Here is a 23,990-nt window from a genome sequence, read left to right as displayed (position 1 = left end):
TTCGGTGCGGTGAGACTGCTACGACTGCTTCGCCGCGGCGGCCTTCGGCGGCTCCGGGGTGGCGTGCGGGGCGCACGTCACGTCCTTCGCGTCGAGCTTGCCGTCGATGAGGTAGGCGTCGAGCTTGGCGTTGATGCAGGGGTTGGCCTCGCCCGTGACGCCGTGCGAGCCGGCGCCCTTCTCGGTGATGAGGCGGGAGCCCTTGAAGCGCTTGTGCAGTTCCACGGCGCCCGCGTACGGGGTGGCCGCGTCGCGCTCGCTCTGGATGATGAGGGTCTGCGGCAGGCCCTTGTGCGTGGTGACCTCGACGGGAGTGCCCTGGGGGGCCTTCCACGTGGCGCACGGGAGGTTCATCCAGGCGTTGGCCCAGGTCATGAAGGGGGCCTGGCGGTGGATGCGGCTGTTGTCGCGGTCCCACTTGTTCCAGCTGGTGGGCCACTTGGCGTCGGCGCACTCAACCGCCGTGTAGACGGCGTTGCTGTTCTCGGCGACGATGTTGCCGGCCTTGTCGGACAGGTTGGGGCCTGCGGCCTCGACCAGCGACTTCTCGTCACCGGCGACGTACTTGCTCCAGGTCTCGGCGACCGGGACCCACGAGGAGTCGTAGTACGCCGCGCCCTGGAAGTAATTGATGAGCTCGGCCGGGCCGACGACCCCGCCGAGGGGCTTCTTCTTGGCGGTGGCCCGGAGCTTCTCCCAGTTCTTCTGGACCTGGGTCCGGGTGGCGCCGAGGTGGAAGGTGGAGTCGTACTTGGCGACCCAGTCCTCCCAGTCCTTGAAGCGGGACTCGAAGGCGACGTCCTGCTCCAGGTTGGCCTGGTACCAGATGTTGTCCTGGGCCGGGTTGACGACGCTGTCGACGACCAGGCGGCGGACGTGGCCCGGGAACAGGGTGCCGTAGACGGCGCCGAGGTAGGTGCCGTAGGAGACGCCCAGGTAGTTGAGCTTCTTCTCGCCGAGGGCGGCGCGGACGACGTCGATGTCGCGCGCGGTGTTCGCCGTGGTGAGGTACGGCAGGAGCTTGCCGCTGCGCTCGGCGCAGCCGTCCGCGTACTGGCGGGCGAGCTTGCGCTGGGCGAGCTTGTCGGCCTCGCTGCCGGGCACCGGGTCGGCCTTGGGCGCGGCGACGAACTTCTGCGGGTCGACGCAGGAGATCGGGGCGGAGTGGCCCACGCCGCGCGGGTCGAAGCCCACGAAGTCGTACGCCTTGGCCGTCTTCGCCCAGAGCGGGGCCTTGGTGGTGATGCGGCGCGGGAACCTCATGCCGGAGCCGCCGGGGCCGCCGGGGTTGTAGAGGAGGGCGCCCTGGCGCTCGTCCGCGGTGCCGGTCGAGCGGGCCCGGTCCACTGCGATCTTGATGGTGGGCCCGTCCGGCTTGGCGTAGTCGACGGGAACGGTGACGAAGCCGCACTGGATGGGCTTCTCAAGGCCCCAGGAGGCAGGGCAGTCCTGCCACTTGACGCCGGTCTTGGCCGCGCGATCGGCGGCCGTCTTCACACCGCGGGCCTCTGCGGCCCCGCCCGGCACGCGCTCGCTCGCGCCGGCGGCCGGGGCGGTCAGGAACCCGGCCACCAGCGCGCCGGTCACCAGGGTGCCGGCCGCGCCGAGTATTGACGTGTGTCTCACGTAGGAATCCCCCTGCTGGGTACGCCGCTTGGAGAGCGGCGGAGATCGCAATGCTGCAGGGGGATCCTTTCGTCTCCCATCCCACAATGGACAGGTCGTACGAGTGTTCTTTACTAATCCGTAAGAATGATGAAACAACTGGTGACGCGTGTGGCGGCATTCGTCACCGGCGCACCACATCACCCGTATCGCACTATCTGCCGATATCCATCCCCAACAGCCCGGTTTCGAGCACCGTTCGCAGCTGCAGGCCGTCCGGCGCCACGGCGCTCACCACCGCGGCCGGACCGGCCAGCGGGGCGACGACGGCCGTCGGGCCCAGAACCCGTGGCGCCACGGGCGCCGCACCGAAGGCCGGGTCGACGACGAGGAGTTGGCCGGCCGCCCGGTGGCCGCCCAGGACCGCCCCGCCGTCCCAGCCTGGCACCCCCGGACCATACGACAGCTCCTGGTCGTAGAGCGGGCGTCCTGCGCGCCGGACGGTCAGCCGGGCCGTCAGCCGCCCGGGCCGCTCCCCCGCGCGCCCCAGGATCTGCTCCTCCCGGAACACCAGCCGGGCCGTCGGGGCGAGTTCGATGCGCGTGGTCATCCGCAGCTCGCCGCCGTGCGCGGAGATCAGCGGTTCGGGGAGCCAGCGCAGCACGGCTCCGTCGCCGACGCGAATGTATACGTCGTAGGTCGCCGGCTCGCCCGTGCGGCCGGGCAGGGCGATGGTGGCGGCCGTCGTGGAGAAGTGCAGCACGGCGCCGTCCTCCACCTCGGCGGACAGCGCGAGCGCGTCGCCGCCCAGCGGCGCGCTCATCGCACCCACCAGGCACACCCGCGCCTCAACCCCCGGGGAGCGCAGCCGCCGCAGGGCGAACGGGCCGCCGCCGTCGAGGACGGGCAGCGCGGTGCCGCCCCGGCCGTCCGCGACGGCCACGATCCGCGCGGAGGCCCGCAGCCCCGGTCCCTGCGCGGGCGCAGGGGCGGGAGCGGGGGCGGGGGCGGTCACGAGGACGCGGTCCAGGCGGCGAGCTGTGCGCGCAGCCACGTCACGACCGGCTCCACGCCGCCCTCCGTGACCAGGGAGGTGAAGACGGCCGGGAGTTCACCGCGCTGCTCCTTGGCGTCGCGGGCCATCCCTTCCAGGTCGACGCCGACGTACGGGGCGAGGTCGGTCTTGTTGACGACGAGCAGGTCGGCGGTGGTGATGCCGGGGCCGCCCTTGCGCGGGATGTCATCGCCGCCCGCGACGTCGATGACGAAGATCTGCGCGTCCACCAGGCCCTTGGAGAACGTGGCGGTGAGGTTGTCGCCGCCGGACTCGACCAGGACGAGGTCGAGCGGGCCCACCGCCTCCTCAAGGTCCTCGACGGCCTCCAGGTTGGCGGAGATGTCGTCGCGGATGGCGGTGTGCGGGCAGGCCCCGGTCTCGACGGCGGTGATCCGCTCCGCCGGCAGGACGGCGTTGCGCAGCAGGAACTCGGCGTCCTCGCGGGTGTAGATGTCGTTGGTGACGACGGCGATGGACAGCTCCTCGCGCAGGGAGCGGCAGAGCGCGGCGACGGTCGCGGTCTTGCCGGAGCCGACGGGCCCGCCGAGGCCGATGCGCAGGGCGCGGCGCGTCCCGTCGGGGCGGACGGGGGAAGCGGCGCTGTAGGTGTGGCGGTGGGGGTAGGCCTCGAGGTGGTCAAGGTGCATGGTCCCCTCCCGGGGGGGGGTTCGTTGGTATAGGGGTTCGTTGGTATATACGTGATGGTTCCGACGGCTTCTTCTGCTTCTGCCGCTTCAGCTCGCGAAGAGGCGTACGGGCCAGGACGCGTGGAGCTCCGCCGCGATGTCGAGCAGCGGGGCCGAGCAGGCCGGCAGGGCGTCCGGGCCCTCGGCGGCCGCCCGGTCCGCGGCCCCGGCGGCACGCTCCGCCACGGCGTCGAGCTCCGGCGCCAGCCGCGCCAGCACGACCGTCGCCTCGAAGGGATCGAGGCTCAGCAGGCGTACGACCGCGGTGGCCGGGCCGCTGACCGACTCGTAGACGGCGGCGTAGGCGGCGTCCAGCGGGGCGAGCCCGGCGGACCGGGCCGCGAGGCCGAGGACGACCGGCTGGTGGGCGCCGCGCGGGCGGGCGGCGGCGAGGGCGTCGAGCTCCTCCGAGGGCCACGCGGCGCGGGCGGCCCGCATCATCTGCCGGCCCAGGCGCCGGGCGGTGGCGCGCAGGGCGGTGGCGGGGGTGCGGGCGTCCGCGGCCTCGTCGAGGGCGAGCGGGTCGAGGCCGGAGGCGGCCGCGGCGGCGAGGGCGGCCGCGGTGAGCCCGGCGGTGTGCAGGCGGCCCCGGCAGAACTCCTCCAGGGTCCGGCCGTCGGTGATCCGCCCGGCCTTGACGGCGGCCTCGGCCCCGCCGGAGTGGGCGTGCCCGCCGGCGGGGAAGCGCCCGTCGGCGAGGACGAGGAGAGCGGCGATCGCGCCGCGGCCCGGCCCGGGGGCGGGCGCCCCCGGCGGGGCGGCCGCGGCGGCGTCGGTGGTCCCTGCCATCAGAAAAGGAAGTAGCGCTGGGCCATCGGCAGTTCCGCCGCCGGCCGGGGGTCGATCACTTCTCCGTCGACGGTGACCGTGAAGGTGTCGGGGTCGACCTCCACCCTCGGCCGGGCGTCGTTGTTGCGCATGTCGGCCTTGGTAACGCCGCGCGTGGAGCGGATGGGGACGAAGCGCTTGCCGAGGCCGAGGCGTTCGGGCAGGCCGTCGTCCATGGCCCACTGGGTGACGAAGTTGAGGGAGTTGGCGGCCGGGGCGCGGCCGCGGGCGCCGAACATGGGGCGCGGCAGGATCGGCTGCGGGGTGGGTATGGAGGCGTTGGCGTCGCCCATCTGCGCGTAGGCGATCTGGCCGCCCTTGATGACGAGCTGCGGCCGTACGCCGAAGAAGGCGGGGTCCCACAGCACCAGGTCCGCGAGCTTGCCCGGCTCCACGGAGCCGATCTCGTGGTCGAGGCCCTGCGCGACGGCCGGGTTGATGGTGTATTTGGCGACGTAGCGCCGGGCCCGTACGTTGTCGGCCGGGCCGTCGCCGGGCAGGGGGCCGCGGCGTCTCTTCATCACGTGCGCGGTCTGCCAGGTGCGCAGGACGACCTCCCCGATGCGGCCCATCGCCTGGGAGTCGGAGGAGATGATCGAGATCGCTCCGAGGTCGTGCAGGACGTCCTCGGCGGCGATGGTGCTCGGCCGGATCCGGGACTCGGCGAAGGCGAGGTCCTCGGGGACGGCCGGGTTGAGGTGGTGACAGACCATCAGCATGTCGAGGTGTTCGTCGACGGTGTTGACGGTGTGCGGCCGGGTGGGGTTGGTGGAGCTGGGCAGGACGTTGGCCTCGGAGACGACGGTGATGATGTCGGGGGCGTGCCCGCCGCCGGCGCCCTCGGTGTGGTAGGCGTGGATGGAGCGGCCGGCTATGGCGGCGAGGGTGTCGCCGACGAAGCCGGCCTCGTTGAGGGTGTCGGTGTGGATGGCGAGCTGGGCGCCGCTCTCCTCACAGACGGCCAGGCAGGCGTCGATGACGGCCGGGGTCGCCCCCCAGTCCTCATGGATCTTGAAGCCGACGGCGCCGGCCCGCAGCTGGGCGCGCATCGAGTCGTACGAGACGGTGTTGCCCTTGCCCAGCAGGCCGAGGTTGACGGGGTAGCCCTCCATCGCCTCGAACATCCGGGCAAGGTGCCAGGCTCCGGGGGTGATGGTGGTGGCCTTGCTGCCCTCGGCCGGGCCGGTGCCGCCGCCGAGCAGGGTGGTGACGCCGGAGGCGAGGGCCTCGTCCGCGGCCTGCGGGCAGATGAAGTGGACGTGGGCGTCGATGGCGCCGGCGGTGAGGATCCTGCCGTTGCCGGCGATGATCTCGGTCTCCGGTCCGATGACGAGGTCGGGGTGGACGCCGTCCATCGTGTCGGGGTTGCCGGCCTTGCCGACGCCGGTGATCCGGCCGTCGCGGATGCCGATGTCGGCCTTGACGACGCCCCAGTGGTCGAGGACGAGCGCCCCGGTGATGACGGTGTCGGGGGCGCCGTCGGCGCGGGTCGCGCGGGACTGGCCCATGGACTCGCGGATGACCTTGCCGCCGCCGAAGACGGCCTCGTCACCGGCGTGGCCGGGCCCGCCGCAGCGGTCCTCCTCGATCTCGACGACGAGGTCGGTGTCGGCGAGGCGGACGCGGTCGCCGGCGGTCGGCCCGTAGAGGCCGGCGTAGGCGACGCGGCTGAGCTCAGTCATCGAGCGGTCCCCCGCACTCGCCGCGCAGGCCCTCGACGATGCGCTTGCCGCCGAGGGGCACGAGGTCGACCTGGAGGGGGATGCCGGGCTCGAAGCGGACGGCGGTGCCGGCGGCGATGTCGAGGCGCTTGCCGCGGGCCGCCGCCCGATCGAAGTCGAGGCCGGGGTTGGCCTCGGCGAAGTGGTAGTGCGAGCCGACCTGCACCGGGCGGTCGGCGGCGTTGAGCACGGTGAGCCGGGTGCGGTGCAGCCCCTGGTTGAGGGCCACGGGCTCGGCGGCGTACAGGATTTCTCCGGGGATCATCGCGGGGTCCTCCCCGTCAGCAGATCGGGTCGTGGACGGTGACGAGCTTGGTGCCGTCGGGGAAGGTGGCCTCGACCTGGACGTCGTGGATCATCTCGGGGATGCCTTCCATGACGTCGCCGCGGGTGAGCACCTTGCGTCCGGAGGACATGAGCTCGGCGACGGTGCGGCCGTCCCGGGCGCCTTCGAGGACGTGGACCGTGATCAGGGCCACCGCCTCGGGGTGGTTGAGGAGCAGGCCGCGGGCCTTGCGCTTGCCGGCCACCTCGGCGGCCACGTGCAGGAGCAGTCGTTCCTGCTCGTGCGGGGAGAGTTGCATGCGTCCCACCTCACTGTCGTCCCGGGTCGTCCCGGCTGGACGCACCGGGACTACCCCGAGTTCAACACGGTGTTGACCTGGGGTTCTTCGGCCGGCGGCCAGTGATTGCAGATTAGGGCGGAACCTTTTCCAACGCGTTAACTGACTCTTTGCGTTGCCATGGCCATGACTCCGCGCGCCGCCTGTCGTCTGCATCTACTGGATCTTCTGGGCCGGATCATGGCCGCCCGTCCGCACGACACGTACCGCCGGCTACGGGCGGCGCAGACCATGGTCGTCGCCGCGGCGCGGCGGGGCTCCGGCTCGCACCCCCGTACGAAACGGGTGAACGGATGATGCGAGCGGGTCATCCCGACGCGGACGATACGGGTCCTCGGCGCAGAGCGCCGGGGGCGAAGGGATCTCCGCTCCCCGTGCGCCGGAGGGCCGGGGGTCCGCACCCGAATAAACCTGGGTCCGCCCCATGAGGGATCACGGCGTAGACGGGGCGCGGTGATCGATCTGGCGCGGACGGCCGGATTGCGCCCGGGCGGGTACGAACCGCCGCAGGCCAGCGACTCAGCCGCCTTGCGCGCACACCACCAAATCGCCCCGTGTCCACCGGAATTGCCCAGGAGTGATCAGCCTCACATACCCCCGGTTCCGCTCGGAATCCGTACGGGGGCTGCGCCAAGATCCCTGCGACGACAAGACCCCGCCACCCCGGCGGGGCGGTCCCGGCGGACGCCGAACCCTGCCGCCGACGGGATGCCGGGTCGACTTGAGTGCACGGCAGGGATGGAGGACCCAAGAGTGGTGGGACGACCAAGAGTAGTGCGGTCGGCCCTTGGGGTGAAGCCGTTGACAGCGGCCGGGCAACCTTCGCCTGCCCGAACCCGACAGGTCATCCTTCACAGGCGGCTGACGAAGGGTTAGCGCATGGGCGCGCACAAACGTCCGTCGAAGCTGTCCAGGGCCGGTGCCGCATCGGCCCTCACTCTCGCCGCCGTCGGGGCCACGGTGCTGGCACCGGGCGGCGCGACAGAGGCGGAGGCGTCTTCCGTCTCCACCATGGCACTCGGGATCGCGGCCTCGAAGCAGGGCTCCCCCTATCAGTGGGGGGCGACCGGACCCTACCGGTTCGACTGCTCGGGCCTGACGCTCTACTCCTTCAAGCGGGCCGGGAAGTCCCTGCCCCGCACCGCCGCCCAGCAGTACAACAGCACCAGCCACATCCCCCGCTCCGCACGCGAACGCGGCGACCTCGTCTTCTTCGTCTCCGGGCGCGGGATCTACCACGTGGGGATATACAACGGGGACGGCCGCATCTGGCACGCTCCCAAGACGGGCGCGGTCGTCCGCCTGGAGCGGATCTGGACCAACAGCGTCCTGTACGGCCGGGTCGGCTGACCCGGCGTCACCGGCCCGCCCGGAGACCCCGGAAGGCACGGTGACGTGAACCCCCGCACGAGGGCCGCAAGCGGCCCGAGGCCCCCCGCGACCCACGCGGGGGGCCTGGCCGGCCGGAGGGGAGTTCAGCGCTCTGCGCTGACCGGCACGGTCCAGGGGAGGGAGATCCACACCGTCTTGCCGCCGTCGGAGGTCGGCGTGCAGAACAGCCGCCCCCCGTGCTCCGCGGTGAGACAGCGGATGATCACCATGCCGCGGCCGTTGTCCTGCTGGACCGCGGCGGGCAGCCGCCGGGGGAAGCGCGGATGGCTGTCGGTGACGCCGATACGCAGGTGCTGATCGCGGTCGAGGCGGACGTCCACGGTGAAGGTGGGCGACTGCCCCCGGGTGTGCTGCACCGCGTTGGTCGCGAGCTCGGAGACGATCAGGCGCACCGTCTCGGAGGTGTCCGTCCCGCCCGGAAGCCCCCAGTCCGCCAGCACCTCCGCGACATAGCGGCGCGCCGTGGAGACCGAGGCGGGGGCGCTCGGCAGGGTGACGGTGGCTTCTTGGTGGTCTGCCATGGCGGGGGCCCTTTCAGCCGAGGTCCCGCCGAGGCCGGACCCCCGGTTGCGATGCCATGGAAGGTGCCATGGAAGTCGGGAGGCGTCCCGTAAGTCATGGGGGTCATGAGCGGCCTCGGACGGCTCTGCGCGACAGACTGCCACTGATAACGCCTGTGAGGGGAGCGATCCCCCAAGATGTGCATATATCTGTCGCTCGAAGCAGTGAACTCTACGACGAGCGACCGGATTCACGCGGCACACTGGGCTATTGACACTGACGTATGACAGCGACAGTGACCCAGGGGAGGGCCAATGCGGTACGGACCGGCGGTACGCCGTCGCAAGCTGGGTGCGGAGCTGCGCCGCCAGCGCGAACTGGCCGGGCTGACGAGTCTGGAGGCCGCGCGCGCGGTCGGCTGGCACCAGTCGAAAGTCAGCCGGATCGAGACGGGCGCCAGTGGCGTGAAACCGGCGGACGTGGCCCGGCTCCTGGACGCCTACGGGGTCGGCGACACCGAGCTGCGCGCCCTGCTGGGGGCGCTGTGCGGCGCGGGATCCACGGAACCGGGCGAGGGTGCGGGAGCCCGGCGCGGCTGGTGGTACGCCTATCGCAACCGGCTGCCGCCCGCCTATCTCGACTTCATCAGCCTGGAATCGGAGGCCTCGCGCTTAAGCACCCTGGAGACCACCGTGGTGCCCGGCCTGCTGCAGACGCCGGACTATGCCCGCGCGGTGACCCGGGCGGTGCTGGGCGACCCCCCGCCGGAACAGGTCGAGGAACTGGTGCGGGTGCGGATGGCGCGGCAGAAGGTATTGCAGAGGGAACAGCCGCTGCAGATGTGCGCCGTGCTCGACGAGGCTGTCCTGCACCACGAGGTGGGCGGGCGCGAGGTCATGGCGCGGCAGCTGCAACACCTGGTCGAGACGGGGTCGTCGCAGCATGTACGGCTGCATGTCCTGCCGTTCTCCCGCGGTGGCCATATCGGCATCACCGGGCCTTTTGTTATTTTCTCATTTCCGCGCATTGCTGATCTGGATGTGGTTGTTCTCGACCACTTGACGAGTAGCCTCTACTTGGAGCGGAAAGAAGACCTCCGGGCTTACGGCGCGGCATTCACCACGCTTCGCTCGCAGGCTCTCTCGCACGAGAACTCACTCGAATTCATCGCCGGGTTCAACGACGGCGCGTAAGGAGGCACTATGTCCGCAATGCCTCGGTACGTACTTGCCGCCCCTTCACTTCTCCACGGCGTCCCATGGCGCCGCAGCAGCTACAGCGCCGCGTACAACAACTGCGTCGAGACGGCCGGGCCGCTCCCCGGCCGCCTCCTCGCCGTGCGCGACTCCAAGCGCACGAGCGGTCCCGCACTCCTCTTCCGCTCCGCCGCGTGGAGCCGCTTCGTCGAGGGGCTGCGCGACGGCGGGATCGATCCGCTCTGAACCGGTAGCACGGTCGCTCCAAGGGTCCCGGAAGTCCGGCTCGTCTCAGGCGGCCGGCGCGGTCCGTACGATCGCGTCGGCCGCCGCCGTCACCTGCCGGTCCGACAGATCGGCCCGGGCGGTCAGCCGCAGCCGTGAGACGCCGTCCGGCACGGACGGCGGCCGGAAGCAGCCGACCGCGATCCCCGCCTCCCGGCAGTCGGCCGCCCACTGCACCGCCGCCTCCGGCGAGGGGGCCCGTACGGAGACCACCGCCGCGTCGGGCCGCACCGCCGCGAAGCCCGCCGCCACCACCCTGCGGTGCAGCTCGGCGGCGATGTCCCGGACGCGCCGCGCCCGCTGCGGCTCGCGGCGCAGCACCGTGAGGGCCGCCAGCGCGGCGCCGGCCGCCGCCGGTGCGAGGCCGGTGTCGAAGATGAACGTGCGGGCGTTGCTCACCAGGTGCCTGATCACCCGCTCCGGGCCGAGCACGGCACCGCCCTGGCTGCCCAGCGCCTTCGACAGCGTCACCGTGGCGACGACGTCCGGGGCGCCCGCCAGCCCCGCCGCGTGCACCGCGCCGCGGCCGCCCTCGCCGAGGACGCCGAGCCCGTGCGCGTCGTCCACGAGCAGGGCCGCGCCGTGCTCGCGGCACGCGCCGGCGAGCGCGGGCAGCGGGGCGGCGTCGCCGTCGACGGAGAAGACGGAGTCGGTGACGGCGAGCGCGCGGCCGGAGTGTGCCGCGAGGGCCTTGCGGACGGCGTCCGGGTCGGTGTGCGGCACGATCGCCTTCTCGGCGCGGGCCAGCCGGCAGCCGTCGATCAGTGAGGCGTGGTTGCCCTCGTCGGAGACGAGCAGCGCCGGACCGCCGGCGCCGCCGGGCCCGGCCAGCGCGGTGACGGCGGCGAGGTTGGCCGCATAGCCGGAGGAGAACACGAGCGCGGCCTCGAAGCCGCAGAAGGCGGCGAGCTCCTCCTCCAGCCGGGCGTGCAGGGCGGTGCTGCCGGTGACCAGACGGGATCCCGTCGCCCCGGCGCCCCACCGGCGGGCGGCCTCGGCGGCGGCCTCGGTCACCTCCGGGTGGCGGGTCAGGCCCAGGTAGTCGTTGCCCGCCAGGTCGGTCAGCGGCGAGTCGGCCGGGCGTGGCCGCAGGGTCCGTACGAGCCCGGCCGCCAGGCGCCGCTCGTGGTGCGCGTCGATCCAGGCGAAGGGGTCCCGGAGGGGGACCCGGGGCGTGTCCCGGGTCGGGTCCTGAGCCATGCGGCCGTCCTTCGCGTTCCAGGGGGCTGGGGGCCGGTTCTGTCGCCGGTTCTGTGGAGCCCGGATAGAACCTCTGTAGAACGTAGCGGGCGTCACACCTGGTCAGGGTGTGGCAATACACACACATCAATCCGCCGGTGTTGTGCGATCCCTACCTTGGCCAGGGGTACGGGCGTGAGCGAGGATCACCGCCATGGACCTGCTGAACACGCTGGTGGACAAGGGGCTGCGGCGCGAGCCGCCGACCCGCGAAGAGGCGCTCGCCGTGCTGGCGACCTCCGACGACGACCTGCTCGACGTGGTGGCCGCGGCCGGCAAGGTGCGCCGCAGGTGGTTCGGGCGCCGGGTGAAGCTCAACTACCTCGTCAACCTCAAGTCAGGGCTCTGCCCCGAGGACTGCTCGTACTGCTCGCAGCGGCTCGGCTCCAAGGCCGAGATCCTCAAGTACACCTGGCTCAAGCCGGAGGACGCCTCCAAGGCCGCCGCCGCCGGTGTCGCCGGCGGGGCGAAGCGGGTCTGTCTGGTCGCCAGCGGGCGCGGGCCCACGGACCGGGACATCGACCGGGTCTCCAAGACCATCGAGGCGATCAAGGAGCAGAACGAGGACGTCGAGGTGTGCGCCTGCCTCGGGCTGCTCTCCGCGGGCCAGGCCGAGCGGCTGCGCGCCGCGGGCGCCGACGCCTACAACCACAACCTCAACACCTCCGAAGCCACCTACGGCGACATCACCACCACCCACACCTACGCCGACCGCGTCGACACCGTGCAGCAGGCGCAGGCCGCGGGCATGTCCGCCTGCTCCGGGCTGATCGCGGGCATGGGCGAGAGCGACGAGGACCTCGTCGACGTCGTCTTCTCGCTGCGCGCGCTGGACCCCGACTCGGTGCCGGTCAACTTCCTCATCCCCTTCGAGGGCACGCCGCTGGCCAAGGAGTGGAACCTCACGCCGCAGCGGGCGCTGCGCATCCTCGCGATGGTGCGGTTCGTCTGCCCGGACGTCGAGGTGCGGCTGGCCGGCGGGCGCGAGGTGCACCTGCGCTCGATGCAGCCGCTCGCCCTGCACCTGGCCAACTCGATCTTCCTCGGCGACTACCTCACCAGCGAGGGCCAGGAGGGCAAGGCCGACCTCGACATGATCGCGGACGCCGGCTTCGAGGTGGAGGGCACGGACACGACGACGCTGCCGGCGCACCGGGCGGACGCCGTCGCGGAGGCCGCCGCGGGCTGCGGCGGGGGGTCGTGCGGGCCCTGCGGGGACGACTCCCCCACGGCCGCGGCCCCCGAGGCCGAGGCCGTCACCGGCCAGGACGCGCGTACGGACCTGGTCGCCGTGCGGCGCCGCGGTGCGGGGACGGACCTGCCTCCCAATGCCTGAGCCGCTCACCCCCGGCGAGCTCCTCGCCCTCGACCGGCAGCACGTGTGGCACCCCTACGGTCCGATGCCGGGCCGCCAGGAGCCGCTGCTCGTGGAGTCCGCGGCGGGGGTGCGGCTGAGGCTCGCCGAACCGGTCGGCGGCGTGAGCGAGTTGATCGACGGGATGTCGTCGTGGTGGTCCGCCGTCCACGGCTACAACCACCCCGTCCTCAACGAGGCCGCGCGCGAGCAGCTGGGGCGGATGAGCCATGTGATGTTCGGCGGGCTCACCCATGAGCCCGCCGTGCGGCTGGCCGCCCGGCTGGTGGAGATCACCCCCGAGGGGCTGGAACACGTCTTCCTCTGCGACTCCGGCTCGGTGTCGGTCGAGGTCGCCGTCAAGATGTGCCTGCAGTACTGGCGCTCGGCCGGGCGGCCCGAGAAGCGGCGGCTGATGACGTGGCGCGGGGGCTACCACGGGGACACGTGGCAGCCGATGGCCGTGTGCGACCCGGACGGCGGGATGCACGAGCTGTGGTCCGGGGCCCTGCCGAAGCATGTGTTCGCGGACGCTCCGCCGGCTCTCTCGTCCGGCCCGGAGGCCGTGGCCGCGTACGCGACGCACCTGCGCGAGACGCTCGCGGCCCATGCCCACGAACTCGCGGCCGTCATCGTCGAACCCGTCGTGCAGGGTGCGGGCGGCATGCGCTTCCACGACCCGGTGCTCCTGCGGGTGCTGCGGGAAGCGTGCGACGAGCACGACGTGCTCCTCGTCTTCGACGAGATCGCCACGGGGTTCGGCCGTACGGGCCGGCTCTTCGCGGCGGAGCACGCGGGCGTCACGCCCGACGTGATGTGCCTGGGCAAGGCGCTGACCAGCGGATACCTGACGATGGCGGCGACGCTGTGCACGACGCGGGTCGCCGACGGCATCTCACGGGGCGAGGTCCCGGTCCTGGCCCACGGGCCGACGTTCATGGGCAACCCGCTCGCCGCGGCCGTGGCGAACGCGTCGATCGACCTGCTGCTGGAACAGGACTGGCAGACGGAGGTCAAACGCATCGAGGCCGGCCTGCGGGACGGTCTGGCCGAGGCGGCCTCGCTGCCGGGCGTCCGGGACGTGCGGGTACTCGGCGCGATCGGCGTCGTCCAGCTCGACCACGAGGTCGACGTGGCGGCGGCGACGCGCGCGGTAGTCCGCGAGGGCGTATGGCTGCGCCCGTTCCGGGACCTGCTGTACGTGATGCCGCCGTACGTCACGGGCGACGAGGATCTGGCCCGGGTATGCGGGGCGGTTCGCGCGGCGGCCCGGGCCGCCTGACGGCGAGCGCGTCCGGGCTGGCGCCCGGCCCGGCGACGAGGCCGTTCGGCACCGCCGGGCTGCGCCATCGCGGCTGGCCACCGCTGCGGCGGAAGAAAACGGCCGACGTGGCCGACCAGCCCGGCGCCGCCCAGGTGGAAGGCGAGGCCGGGGCGCCCGTCCTTCATGGCTGGGCGCGTTCCTTCCGCCCCCGCGGCGCGCCGCCGCACTCGTGGTGTCCGGCGGGTGCCCGGTCGCCTCAGCAACTCCTCAGTGACCACGAACGGAGACACCGAACACCATGGCAGTACTGGTCGTCACAGGGACCGGGACCGAGGTCGGGAAGACCGTGGTCACCGCAGCCGTCGCGGCGGCGGCGCGAGCCGCGAGCCGGTCCGTGGCCGTGCTCAAGCCCGCTCAGACCGGTGTCGCCCCCGGCGAGCCCGGCGACGTCGCCGAGGTGCGGCGGCTCGCGGGCGGCGAGGTGACCGGGGAGGAGCTCGCGCGGTTCCCGGAGCCGCTGGCGCCGGGGACGGCCGCGGCCCGGGCCGGCCTCGCCCCCGTACGGCCCCCGCAGATCGCGGAGGCGGCCTCGCGGCTGGCGGAGAGCCACGACCTGGTCCTCGTCGAGGGCGCCGGCGGTCTCCTCGTCCGGCTGGACGAGGAGGGCGCGACCCTCGCGGACGCGGCCCGGCTGCTGGGCGCCCCGGTCCTGGTGGTCGCGCAGGCGGGCCTCGGCACGCTGAACACGACCGAGCTCACCGCGGAGGCCCTGCGTGCGCGGGGCCTGCACTGCGCGGGCGTGGTGATCGGCAGCTGGCCGTCCGCCCCGGACCTGGCGATGCGCTGCAACCTCGCCGACCTGCCGGAGGTGGCCGGCGCGCCGCTGCTGGGCGCCGTCCCCGAGGGCGCGGCCACCCTCGCGCCGGAGGCGTTCCGCGCGGCGGCCCCCGCCTGGCTCGCGCCGGAGCTGTCCGGCACCTGGGACGCGGCCGGCTTCACCGCGGGCGTCACAGCCGGCTTCACCGCGGCTCACCGCTGACCCCGCCCTCCCCGGCCGCCCCACGCACCCCTCCCGCCCCAACTGCCGCGACTGCAGCGGACATTGCGGCGCGCCGACGGTGCGGGCCGGGCCTGCGGGGGAACAATCGCGGTAGCCGTCGTCCCCGGAAAGGGGTGTGCCATGCCGCCGCTTCGGAGCACCAGGTTGCCGCACGACGCCGTGCACCATCCTGTCTTCGCGCGTTTCTACGCCAAGGTGAGCCCGATCATGGACGAGCGGGCGGGGATCGGGGAGCGCCGGCGCGAGCTGCTGGCCGGCCTGTCGGGGCGGGTGATCGAGATCGGCGCGGGCAACGGCCTGAACTTCCCGTACTACCCGCCGACGGTCTCCGAGGTCGTGGCGATCGAGCCCGAGCGCGGGCTGCGCAGGATCGCGGTGGAGGCGGCGGTCCGGGCGGGCGTCCCGGTGGACGTGGTGCCGGGCGCGGCCGAGGCACTGCCGGTCAAGAGCGAGGCGTTCGATGCGGCGGTCACCTCGCTGGTGCTGTGCTCCGTACGGGATGTGCGGCGCGCGCTGGCGGAGCTGCGGCGGGTCCTCCGGCCCGGCGGTGAGCTGCGGTTCTTCGAGCACGGGCGGGCGGAGGGCCGGGCGCTCGCGGTCACCCAGCAGGCGCTGGACCGCACGATCTGGCCGGTGCTGTTCGGCGGGTGCCACACGGCGCGGGATCCGCTGGCGGCGATCGAGGCGGCGGGATTCGAGCTGGGGACGGTCAGCCGGCTGCGGGTGCCGCAGAGCCGGGTGCCGACCCCGGCCTCCCCGTGCGTGCTGGGGGTGGCCAGACGGCCGGCCGCCCCGCCGGAGGCGTCGGCCGTGCCCGACGCGGCCGACGGGCACGCGTGAGCCCGCTCACGGAAGGTTCCGCCGGGAAGAAAACGGAGGAACCCTCCGCTAAATTTGGATCATGAACCAGCGACCCTTCCGCTTCGGCGTCAACATGCTCTCCCCCGGCTCCGCCGCGCAGTGGCGCGAGAAGTGCCGCCGCGCCGAAGCCCTCGGCTACGACGTCATCCTGGTCCCCGACCACCTGGGCATGCCCGCCCCGTTCCCGTCCCTGGTCGCCGCCGCCGAGGCCACCGAGCGCCCGCGCCTGGGCACCTTCGTCCTCAACGCGGGCCTGTGGAACCCCGCACTGCTGGCCCGCGAGGCGGCCACCGCCGACCAACTCACCGGCGGCCGCCTGGAGCTGGGCCTGGGTGCGGGCTATGTGAAGGAGGAGCACGACCGCGCGGGACTGCCCTTCGGCTCGCCCCGCGAGCGCGTGGACCACCTGGAGCACACCGTCCGCGCACTGGAGGGGTTCCTCGGCGACCCCGGGCACGTGCCGCAGCCCGCCCAGCCGCCCCGCCCGCCGCTCCTGCTCGGCGGCAACGGCAGGCGGATGCTGCGGCTCGCGGCGCAGCACGCCGACATCGCGGCGTTCTCGGGGGCGACGACCGGCGACGACGGCGTGATCCGGCCCGTCTCCCTCGCGGTCCTGGAGGAGCGGGTGGCCCTCTACAAGGCGTTCGCCGAGGAGTTCGCCGCGGACCGCCCCGGGCCCGCCGAGCTCAACTACCTGGTGCAGCGCGTCGTGGTGGGCGACCGCCGCGCCGCCGCCCGCGAGCTGGCCGCGCACGCCCCGGACCTGAGCGAGGACGAGCTGCTGGCGCACCCGGTGCTGCTGGCCGGCTCGGTCAAGGACATCGCGGACCAGCTGCGGGCCCACCGCGAGCGGTTCGGCTTCACCTACTTCACGGTGCTGGAGCCGGCCCTGGAAGCCTTCGCACCGGTGATCGAGGAACTCAGGTAGGACCGGCGGCACCGAAGACGTACACTCCCCCGATCCTCTCCGGAAGCTCCGTCCGGATCATTCCGGACGACGGACGGAGCTTCCGGAGCATTCCGGATCATCGCTTTGCCCATCCTTTACCATGGATGGGCAAAGGCCCCCGTTCAACGTGAAAGGTGTGAGCGTCCGCCCATGGGCGAGCCTCCCAGTAGTCCCCGCAGCCGACATCGCGCGGTCCCCGGCCCTTCGTCCGACCATGGGACGGAGGTGAACCGATGACCGAGGTAGTCCTGCTGGTGGTCGCCCTGCTGCTGACGCTGGCCTGTGCCGTCTTCGTCGCGGCGGAGTTCTCGCTGACCACCGTCGAGCGCGCCGACCTCGAGCGCGCCGCGGAGAACGGCGAGCGGGGCGCGGCCGGCGCGATCGAGGCCGTGCGCAGCCTCACCTTCCAGCTCTCCGGCGCCCAGCTCGGCATCACCGTGACCGGCCTGATCATCGGCATGATCTCCAAGCCGTCCATCGCGGCGCTGCTCACGGGCCCGATGGAGGCCGTGGGCCTCGGCTCCGCCGCCGCCTCCTCGACCGCCCTGGTCCTGGCCACGGTGCTGTCCACGGTCGTGCTGATGGTGGTCGGCGAGCTGGTCCCGAAGAACTGGGCGATCTCGCGCCCGCTGCCGGTGGCGAAGCGGGTCGCGGGCCCGCAGCGCGCGTTCTCCGCCGCCTTCCGCCCGCTGATCCGGCACCTGAACAACACCGCCAACCGCACGCTGCACCGGATGGGCCTGGAGCCCGCCGAGGAGCTGGCCTCCGCGCGCGGCCCGCAGGAGCTCGCCGCGCTCGCCCGGCACTCGGCCAAGGAAGGCGCCCTGGAGGCGGACACCGCCGAGCTGTTCGTACGGACCCTGAACCTCGCCGAGCTGACGGCGGAGAACGTGATGACGCCCCGCGTCCAGGTCACCGCCCTCGACGCCCAGGCCAACGCCGAGGACGTCGCGAACGCGACCCGCGCGACCGGCCTGTCCCGCTTCCCCGTCTACCGCGGGAGCCTGGACACCGTCATCGGCATCGCCCACATCAAGGACGTCCTGGCCATACCCGCCGACCTCCGCCACCGCCACCCCGTCACCTCGATCCTGCGCGAGCCGCTGCTCGTGCCGGAGTCGCTGACCGTGGACCGGCTCCTGGACCGGCTCTCGGGCAAGCGCACCATGGCCGTCGTCATCGACGAGTACGGCGGCACCGCCGGCGTCGTCACCCTGGAGGACATCGTGGAGGAGGTCGTCGGCGAGGTCCGCGACGAGCACGACCCCCACGAGGTGCCCGACATCGCACCCGCCGGCACGGACGCCGGCGGCCGGCCGCTCTACGACGCGGACGGCGCGGCCCGCACCGACCAGCTGGAGATCATCGGGCTGCGGGCGCCGGACGGCCCCTACGAGACGCTGGCCGGCCTCGTGGCCACCGCGCTCGGCCGCATCCCCGTGCGGGGCGACACCGTGGAGGTCGCGGGCTGGCGCGTCGACGTCGTCGACGCCACCGGCCACCGCGCGGCCCGCGTGCGCCTGACCGGTCCGCCCGCGGACGCCGGCAGCGGCGCCGAGGCGCCCGGGGAGGCCGGCCGATGACCCTCGTGCAGCTGCTCATCGGCCTGGCGACGCTCGTCGTCAACGCCTTCTTCGTGGGCGCGGAGTTCGCCCTCATCTCGGTGCGCCGCAGCCAGATCGAGCCGTACGCCGACCGGGGCGACCGGCGCGCCCGCAGCGTCCTGTGGGGCCTGCGGCACATCTCGGACCTGATGGCCGCGGCCCAGCTCGGCATCACGCTGTGCACGCTGGTCCTGGGTGTGGTCGCCGAGCCCGCCATCGCCCACCTCCTGGAGCCGGCCTTCGACGCGCTCGGCGTGCCGCACGGCCTGATCCACCCCATCTCGTTCGTCATCGCACTGGCCGTGGCGACGTACCTGCACATGCTGTTCGGCGAGATGGTGCCCAAGAACATCGCACTGGCCGAGCCGGTGCGCAGCGCCCTGCTGCTCGGCCCGCCGCTGGTCACGCTGGCGCGGGCGCTGCGCCCGTTCGTCTTCGCCATCAACGCCTTCGCGAACAGCCTGCTGAAGCTGCTGCGCGTGGAGCCCAAGAGCGAGGTGGCGGCGACGTACTCGGACGACCAGCTCGCCCGGATCGTCGCCGACTCCAGCGCGGCCGGCCTGCTCGACTCCCGCGCCACCGAGCGGCTGCGCGACGCCCTGGTGCTGGGCAAGCGCCCGGTGAAGGACGTGGGGACGCCCGTCGACCGGGTGGTCTCCGCGCCGCTCGGCATCACCCCCGAGGGGCTGGAGCGGCTGTCGGCCGACTCCGGCTTCTCCCGGTTCCCGGTGGTGGACGCCGCGGGCCGGATCCTGGGCTACCTGCACGTCAAGGACGCCCTGGACGCCCGGCCGCGGGACTTCCCGTTCCCGCTGCAGCGGATGCGCCGGATCGCGACGGTGCGCGCGACCACGCCGCTGGACGACGTCATCACGACGATGCGCGGCACCGGCACCCACCTCGCGGCGGTGATCGGCGAGGACGGACGGCCGGCCGGACTGGTCACGCTGGAGGATCTGCTGCGGGAGCTGGTGGGCCGCCCGGCGCAGTGACGCGCCCCGCCTCCGCTCCTCCCCCTGCCCCGTCCGGCGCCGCCCGGCCGGGGCAGGGCTGTTCGCGGAGGAGGAGTAGGATCACCGCGCCATGCAGATGAATGTCACGTACACCAGTTTTGTCGCGGTCGGGGACTCCTTCACCGAGGGCATGTCCGACGGACTGCCGGACGGCTCCTACCGCGGCTGGGCCGATCTGCTCGCCGCACGGCTGGCCGCCCGCAGCCCCGGCTTCCGCTACGCGAACCTCGCCGTGCGCGGCAAGCTCATCGGCCAGATCGCCGACGAGCAGTCCGCGCCGGCCGCCGGGCTGGGCGCGGACCTGGTCACGCTGGTCGGCGGCCTGAACGACGTCCTGCGGCCCAAGTGCGACGTGGACGTGGTGTGCGCGCGGCTGGCGGAGGCCGCGGACCGGCTCGCGCCGAGCTGCAAGCAGCTGGTGCTGATGCGCAGCCCCGGCCGGCGCGGCCCGGTCCTGGAGCGCTTCCGCCCCCGCATGGAGCAGCTGTTCTCCTTCATCGACGAGCTGGCCGAGCGGCACGGAGCCGTGGTCGTGGACCTCTTCGGCGCCGACGTGCTGGGCGATGCGCGGCTGTGGGCCGACGACCGCCTGCACCTGAACGCCGAGGGTCACCGGCGGGTGGCCGAGGCCGTGTGGCAGGCGCTCGGCCACGAGGCGGAGTCCGACTGGCGCGAGGCGCTGCCGCCGGCCGTGCGCCCGGGCTGGGCGTCCCGGCGCGCCGCCGACGCACGCTTCACCCGCGAGCACCTCGTGCCGTGGATCGGCCGGCGCCTGACGGGCCGCTCGTCCGGGGACGGGCGGACGGGCGCGCACTTCAGCGCCGACCTGGGCAGGGCCTTCTGGGTGACGCCGCCGGCGGGCGGGGAAGGGCCCGGCGAGGTGGCGGGCTGGCTGCGGGCGGAGGGCTAGGCTCCGTCACCCGGCCGGCGCCGGTGGCCGCGAGGTCTACGCGTCGACGCGTCGACGGGCCTACGGGCCTACGAGGCGCTGTTTCCGATCAGCCGGTGCAGCGAGGCCTTGAGCGCCCCGACGAAGGCGTCGCGCGTCTGCGGAGGGACGAGGTCGAGGGACAGGTACGGGTTGAGGTCCTCCAGCTCGACCAGCAGGAGCTCGCCCTCGGGGGTGCGGCAGGCGTCCACGCGCTGGATGCCGTGCTCGACGGCGTTCCAGTCGATGAAGCGCTGCGCGAAGGCCAGGTCCCCGGCGGTGGGCTCGTACGGTTCGAGGACCCAGCGCCGGGCGGGGTCGGGGGCGTACAGCGCGTACTGGAAGGCGTCGTCGACGAAGTAGAACGAGACCTCGTAGCGGAAGCGGATCCGGGGCTGGACGAGGACGCCGTCGTAGTCGACGTCCGCGAGCTCCTCGCGCGGGACGAAGCGCAGGCCGATGGAGTCGGCGCCGAGCTTCGGCTTGACCACGTACTCGGCCACGTCGGGCAGGCGGCCGGCGTCCTCGGGGCGGTCGGCGGTCGGGATGACGGGGTAGCCGGCCGCGCTGAGGTCCGGCAGGTACTGCTTGCCGGCCATGTCGGCCCTGCCCGTGAGCTGGTTGTAGACGAGTACGCCGTCCTTCTCCGCCCGCCGGGCGAAGTCGTCGTACGCCTCCTGGTAGTGCAGCACCGGCCCGCTGTTGCGGACCACGACGGCGTCGTAGCCGTCCATCAGCGCGGCGGCGTCGAGCGGGTGGCACAGCGCCACGTCGAAGTCCTCGCGCAGCCGGGAGGACAGGAAGATGTCCTCGTCGCAGTATCTGCGTCCCTGGGCCGGGTAGGCGAGGTCGGTGACGTAGAGGATGCGGGACCGGGCGGACGACATGGGGCTCTCCTGGTGCGTTGACTGCCCACGGGCGGTCCACCCGATGATATCCGTGCAGGTCAGAGAGGTGTTCCCGGCTCCCCGCGCCCCGGGGCCCGGCGGGCTCCCGGGGCGGGGTGCGGTCATCGCGTGGCGTCGAGGATGACTCTCGCCACCAGTGCCGGGTCGTCGTTCATGGGCACGTGGCCGCAGCCTGGCAGCCGTATCAGCCGGGCCGCGGGGATGACCTTCTTGGCCCGGATGCCCTGGCGCCGCAGCAGCAGCCGGTCGCGCGTGCCCCAGGCGACGGTGACGGGGACGTCCGTGATGTCGTGCGTGAACAGGACGCTGCGGCCGGCCTCCAGCGTGGGGCCGAAGCCGGTGCACTCGCGCAGCGCGCGCGTCTCGGCCATCACCGCGTCCGGCGAACGGCGGCCCGGGCGGGCGTAGATGGTTCCGGCCAGCGCGGCGCGGCCGGCGGCCGTGCGGGCCAGCCGGGCGACGGTCTGCGGGGGCAGTGATTCGGCGCCGCGCTTCATCCCGCGCAGGGCACCGAAGGCGTAGCGGCGCTCGGCCGTCGTCCAGAAGCCCGCGGGGGAGATCGCCGTCGTGGAGCGCACGAGCTTCTCGTGGGCGAGCTGCAGGGCCAGCAGGCCGCCGAGCGAGTTGCCGACCACGTGCGGCCGGTCGAGGTCCAGCGCCTCGAAGAGCGCCCCGAGGACGGGGACGACGCCGTGCAGGTCGTAGGCCACGCCGTCCGGCAGCGCCGGGGAGTTGCCGAAGCCGGGCAGGTCGACGGCGATGACGTCGCGCTCCGCGGCGAGGATGCCGGAGACCGGGTCCCACGCCTGCAGGTGGTGGCCGATGCCGTGCAGGAGCACCAGTGGCTCTCCGCCGCCGAGCCGTTCGTAGGACACCTCCGCCGTCCGCCGTCCGGCGGGGGTGTCGATGGGGAAGACGACCGTGTCGGCCATGGGTGGCTCCTCGTCATCCTGGGGTGACCGGTGAGGTATTGAGACAGGATGCCAGTAAGAGTTACCGCAGGGTAGACCCTGTGCGAGTCCCGTACGAGTCGCGCACGGGTCGCGTGCGAATCCGGCGCGAGTCCCGTGCGGCCGCGCCCCGAGAGCGAGTTCACATGGACAAGCCCCACCGCGTCCGCTGGGATGGAGCGGTGACCGCACCCGACGCCGCTCCCGACGCCGTATCCGACGCCGCACTCGGCGTCTTCGAGGAGCACCGCTCCGTCCTGACCGGCGTGGCCTACCGGATGCTCGGCCGCGTCGCCGACGCCGAGGACGTCGTCCAGGAGGCCTGGCTGCGCTGGTCCGGCGCCGGCCGCGAGGACGTGCGCGACCCCCGCGGGTACCTGGTGCGGGTCACCACCCGGCTGGCGATCGACCGGTTGCGTCAGGTGCAGGCGCGGCGCGAGGCGTACGTCGGCCCCTGGCTGCCCGAGCCGATCGCCACCGACTACGGCCCGGCCGTCCCCGACACCGCCGAGCAGGCGGTCCTGGCGGACTCCGTCTCCCTGGCCGTGCTCGTGGTCCTGGAGTCGCTCTCCCCGCTGGAACGCGCGGTCTTCGTGCTGCGGGAGGCCTTCGGCTTCCCCTTCGGCGAGATCGCCGTCACGCTCGACCGCTCGGAGGCGGCCGTGCGTCAGCTCGCGGCCCGTGCCCGCCGCCACGTCGACGAGCGCAGGCCGCGCTTCACCGTGGACCCCGCCGAGCAGCGCGACCTCACCGAGAGGTTCCTCGCGGCGGCCACCGGCGGCAGCATCGGGAACCTGCTGGAGCTGCTCGCGCCCGACGTGCGGCTCGTCGGCGACAGCGGCGGCAAGTCCAAGGCGCCGCTGCGCGTCCTGGTGACCGCGGACAAGGTCGGGCGCTTCCTGCACGCGGTGGCGCAGCGGCCCCTGCCGGAGCCGGAGGCCCGCTTCATGGAGATCAACGGCCGCCCGGGCCTCCTCGTCCTGTCCGGGGGACGCCCGGACAGCGCGCTCAGCCTGGAGGTGGCGGACGGCCGGATCACGACGGTCTACCTGGTGCGCAACCCCGACAAGCTCCGCGCCCTGGCGGGATAGCCGGGTACGGCCGGTCGCCTACAGCCCGCCGGCCACCCGCAGCACCGCCCCGGTGGTGTACGAGGCCTCCGGCGAGAGCAGCCACGCCACCGCCGCCGCGACCTCGCCGGGCTCGCCGGGACGCCCCATCGGCACCCGGCCGGGATTGCGCCACGGCCGCTCCGGGTCGCCCATCGCCGCATGGATGCCGGTGACGATCATCCCGGGCTGTACGGAGTTGACGCGGATGCCCTCCTCGGCGAGCTCCTTGGACAGGCCGACGGTCATCGCGTCCACGGCGGCCTTGCTCGCCGCGTAGTGCACGTACTCCCCCGGACTCCCGAGGGTGGCCGCGCCCGAGGAGATGTTCACGATCGCGCCGCCGCGGCCGCCGTGGCGGGTGGACATCTCCAGGGCGGCCCGCCGGGCGCAGATCAGAGCGCCCGTCACGTTCACGTCGACGACCCGCCGCATCCGCTCCACCGGGGTCTCGGTGAACCGGCCGAGCAGACCGGTGACGCCCGCGTTGTTCACCAGCCCGGTGACGGGGCCCAGTTCCGCCCGCACCGTGTCGAACAGGGCGTCCACCGCGCTCTCCTCGCTGGTGTCGGCCTGGACGGTCACGCACCGGACGCCCTCGGCGCGCACCGCCCGGGCCGTCTCCTCGGCGGCCTCGGCCGCCCGTTCGTAGCCGATGCCGATGCTGTGGCCGGCGCGCGCCAGCCGCACCGCGACGGCCGCGCCGATCCCCCGGCCGCCTCCTGTGACCACCGTGACCTGGTCCATCGCCCCTCCACCCGTTCGTCCCAGGCCCGTACGAACGTCTGCCGGGCCTCATGATCGACGACCGTAACCGAAGGGCTAGAAGCGATCGCGTGCCGGGCCGTTAATCGGGG

24 protein-coding genes and 1 riboswitch are annotated in these 23,990 nt (G+C 73.3%); of the genes, 12 read left to right on the top strand and 12 right to left on the bottom strand.

Annotation, left to right across the window (positions count from 1 at the left end; genetic code table 11):
• Positions 1 to 18: 18 nt before the first annotated feature.
• From IE241_RS23890 to IE241_RS23860, 7 genes are all read right to left on the bottom strand, one after another.
• The gene (locus IE241_RS23890; RefSeq protein ID WP_190023878.1) at positions 19 to 1,626 is read right to left on the bottom strand and encodes an alpha/beta hydrolase; all 1,608 of its coding nucleotides are present in this window, start codon (positions 1,624 to 1,626) and stop codon (positions 19 to 21) included.
• A 193-nt stretch (positions 1,627 to 1,819) separates the two neighbouring features.
• Positions 1,820 to 2,659 (bottom strand): urease accessory protein UreD, encoded by an 840-nt coding sequence (locus tag IE241_RS23885; RefSeq protein ID WP_373300747.1) that lies wholly within the window; start codon positions 2,657 to 2,659, stop codon positions 1,820 to 1,822.
• Positions 2,617 to 3,309 carry an urease accessory protein UreG gene (ureG, locus tag IE241_RS23880; RefSeq protein WP_190023877.1) on the bottom strand — a complete coding sequence of 231 codons (693 nt, stop codon included), beginning with the start codon at positions 3,307 to 3,309 and terminating at the stop codon, positions 2,617 to 2,619. The genes IE241_RS23885 and ureG overlap by 43 nt, the downstream gene beginning before the upstream one ends.
• Positions 3,310 to 3,396: 87 nt before the next feature.
• Positions 3,397 to 4,137 carry an urease accessory protein UreF gene (locus IE241_RS23875; protein ID WP_190023876.1) on the bottom strand — a complete coding sequence of 247 codons (741 nt, stop codon included), beginning with the start codon at positions 4,135 to 4,137 and terminating at the stop codon, positions 3,397 to 3,399.
• Positions 4,137 to 5,858, bottom strand: a complete 1,722-nt coding sequence (locus tag IE241_RS23870; protein ID WP_190023875.1) for an urease subunit alpha — start codon at positions 5,856 to 5,858, stop codon at positions 4,137 to 4,139. The genes IE241_RS23875 and IE241_RS23870 overlap by 1 nt, the downstream gene beginning before the upstream one ends.
• Positions 5,851 to 6,162 (bottom strand): urease subunit beta, encoded by a 312-nt coding sequence (locus IE241_RS23865; protein ID WP_190023874.1) that lies wholly within the window; start codon positions 6,160 to 6,162, stop codon positions 5,851 to 5,853. Before IE241_RS23865 ends, IE241_RS23870 begins: the two co-directional genes overlap by 8 nt.
• A gap of 16 nt (positions 6,163 to 6,178) precedes the next feature.
• Positions 6,179 to 6,481 carry an urease subunit gamma gene (locus IE241_RS23860; protein ID WP_190023873.1) on the bottom strand — a complete coding sequence of 101 codons (303 nt, stop codon included), beginning with the start codon at positions 6,479 to 6,481 and terminating at the stop codon, positions 6,179 to 6,181.
• 738 nt (positions 6,482 to 7,219) lie between these two features.
• A riboswitch (cyclic di-AMP (ydaO/yuaA leader) is annotated at positions 7,220 to 7,395 on the top strand.
• Between the two features lie 4 nt (positions 7,396 to 7,399).
• On the opposite strand from IE241_RS23860, the gene IE241_RS23855 reads away from it, so the two are divergent.
• Complete coding sequence (locus IE241_RS23855) at positions 7,400 to 7,870, top strand: C40 family peptidase (RefSeq protein WP_190023872.1); 471 nt, start codon at positions 7,400 to 7,402, stop codon at positions 7,868 to 7,870.
• Between the two features lie 125 nt (positions 7,871 to 7,995).
• Here IE241_RS23855 and IE241_RS23850 read toward each other — a convergent pair whose 3' ends face one another.
• The gene (locus tag IE241_RS23850) at positions 7,996 to 8,433 is read right to left on the bottom strand and encodes an ATP-binding protein (protein ID WP_058041469.1); all 438 of its coding nucleotides are present in this window, start codon (positions 8,431 to 8,433) and stop codon (positions 7,996 to 7,998) included.
• A gap of 294 nt (positions 8,434 to 8,727) precedes the next feature.
• On the opposite strand from IE241_RS23850, the gene IE241_RS23845 reads away from it, so the two are divergent.
• Together IE241_RS23845 and IE241_RS23840 are read left to right on the top strand one after the other, a co-directional pair.
• Positions 8,728 to 9,606: a helix-turn-helix domain-containing protein gene (locus IE241_RS23845; protein WP_190023871.1), complete on the top strand. Its 879-nt coding sequence runs from the start codon at positions 8,728 to 8,730 to the stop codon at positions 9,604 to 9,606.
• A gap of 9 nt (positions 9,607 to 9,615) precedes the next feature.
• Entirely contained in the window at positions 9,616 to 9,855 is a 240-nt protein-coding gene (locus IE241_RS23840) for a DUF397 domain-containing protein (protein ID WP_190023870.1), read from the top strand.
• Between the two features lie 45 nt (positions 9,856 to 9,900).
• Here the strand turns inward: IE241_RS23840 and IE241_RS23835 are convergent, their stop codons facing one another.
• The gene (locus IE241_RS23835; protein ID WP_190023869.1) at positions 9,901 to 11,094 is read right to left on the bottom strand and encodes an 8-amino-7-oxononanoate synthase; all 1,194 of its coding nucleotides are present in this window, start codon (positions 11,092 to 11,094) and stop codon (positions 9,901 to 9,903) included.
• 193 nt (positions 11,095 to 11,287) lie between these two features.
• Between IE241_RS23835 and bioB the strand changes: the two genes are divergently transcribed.
• The 8 genes from bioB (at position 11,288) to IE241_RS23795 (ending at position 20,148) form a co-directional block, all read left to right on the top strand.
• Positions 11,288 to 12,469 carry a biotin synthase BioB gene (bioB, locus tag IE241_RS23830; RefSeq protein ID WP_190023868.1) on the top strand — a complete coding sequence of 394 codons (1,182 nt, stop codon included), beginning with the start codon at positions 11,288 to 11,290 and terminating at the stop codon, positions 12,467 to 12,469.
• Entirely contained in the window at positions 12,462 to 13,769 is a 1,308-nt protein-coding gene (locus IE241_RS23825) for an adenosylmethionine--8-amino-7-oxononanoate transaminase (RefSeq protein WP_190023867.1), read from the top strand. The genes bioB and IE241_RS23825 overlap by 8 nt, the downstream gene beginning before the upstream one ends.
• 280 nt (positions 13,770 to 14,049) lie before the next feature.
• Positions 14,050 to 14,790, top strand: coding sequence for a dethiobiotin synthase (gene bioD, locus IE241_RS23820; protein WP_190023866.1), 741 nt, complete (start codon positions 14,050 to 14,052; stop codon positions 14,788 to 14,790).
• Positions 14,791 to 14,931: 141 nt separating this feature from the next.
• Positions 14,932 to 15,651: a class I SAM-dependent methyltransferase gene (locus IE241_RS23815; RefSeq protein ID WP_190023865.1), complete on the top strand. Its 720-nt coding sequence runs from the start codon at positions 14,932 to 14,934 to the stop codon at positions 15,649 to 15,651.
• A gap of 61 nt (positions 15,652 to 15,712) precedes the next feature.
• Positions 15,713 to 16,600 carry a TIGR03621 family F420-dependent LLM class oxidoreductase gene (locus IE241_RS23810; RefSeq protein ID WP_190023864.1) on the top strand — a complete coding sequence of 296 codons (888 nt, stop codon included), beginning with the start codon at positions 15,713 to 15,715 and terminating at the stop codon, positions 16,598 to 16,600.
• A gap of 254 nt (positions 16,601 to 16,854) precedes the next feature.
• Entirely contained in the window at positions 16,855 to 18,204 is a 1,350-nt protein-coding gene (locus IE241_RS23805; protein ID WP_190023863.1) for a hemolysin family protein, read from the top strand.
• Positions 18,201 to 19,217, top strand: a complete 1,017-nt coding sequence (locus tag IE241_RS23800; RefSeq protein ID WP_190023862.1) for a hemolysin family protein — start codon at positions 18,201 to 18,203, stop codon at positions 19,215 to 19,217. The genes IE241_RS23805 and IE241_RS23800 overlap by 4 nt, the downstream gene beginning before the upstream one ends.
• Positions 19,218 to 19,308: 91 nt before the next feature.
• Complete coding sequence (locus IE241_RS23795) at positions 19,309 to 20,148, top strand: SGNH/GDSL hydrolase family protein (RefSeq protein WP_190023861.1); 840 nt, start codon at positions 19,309 to 19,311, stop codon at positions 20,146 to 20,148.
• 68 nt (positions 20,149 to 20,216) lie between these two features.
• On the opposite strand, the gene IE241_RS23790 is transcribed toward IE241_RS23795, so the two are convergent.
• Positions 20,217 to 21,053, bottom strand: a complete 837-nt coding sequence (locus IE241_RS23790; protein ID WP_190023860.1) for an ATP-grasp domain-containing protein — start codon at positions 21,051 to 21,053, stop codon at positions 20,217 to 20,219.
• 122 nt (positions 21,054 to 21,175) lie between these two features.
• Positions 21,176 to 22,006, bottom strand: coding sequence for an alpha/beta fold hydrolase (locus IE241_RS23785; RefSeq protein WP_190023859.1), 831 nt, complete (start codon positions 22,004 to 22,006; stop codon positions 21,176 to 21,178).
• 200 nt (positions 22,007 to 22,206) lie between these two features.
• Between IE241_RS23785 and IE241_RS23780 the strand changes: the two genes are divergently transcribed.
• Positions 22,207 to 23,115, top strand: coding sequence for an RNA polymerase sigma-70 factor (locus IE241_RS23780; protein ID WP_268254426.1), 909 nt, complete (start codon positions 22,207 to 22,209; stop codon positions 23,113 to 23,115).
• Between the two features lie 18 nt (positions 23,116 to 23,133).
• Here the strand turns inward: IE241_RS23780 and IE241_RS23775 are convergent, their stop codons facing one another.
• A complete protein-coding gene (locus IE241_RS23775; protein ID WP_190023857.1) occupies positions 23,134 to 23,880 on the bottom strand; it encodes an SDR family oxidoreductase in 747 nt (248 codons plus the stop codon).
• Positions 23,881 to 23,990: the final 110 nt, after the last annotated feature.

The organism is Streptomyces hiroshimensis, from assembly GCF_014650335.1.
Classification (GTDB): domain Bacteria; phylum Actinomycetota; class Actinomycetes; order Streptomycetales; family Streptomycetaceae; genus Streptomyces; species Streptomyces hiroshimensis.
Note: the sequence above shows the minus strand (reverse complement) of the source record. Positions and strands in the feature narration are given on the sequence as shown.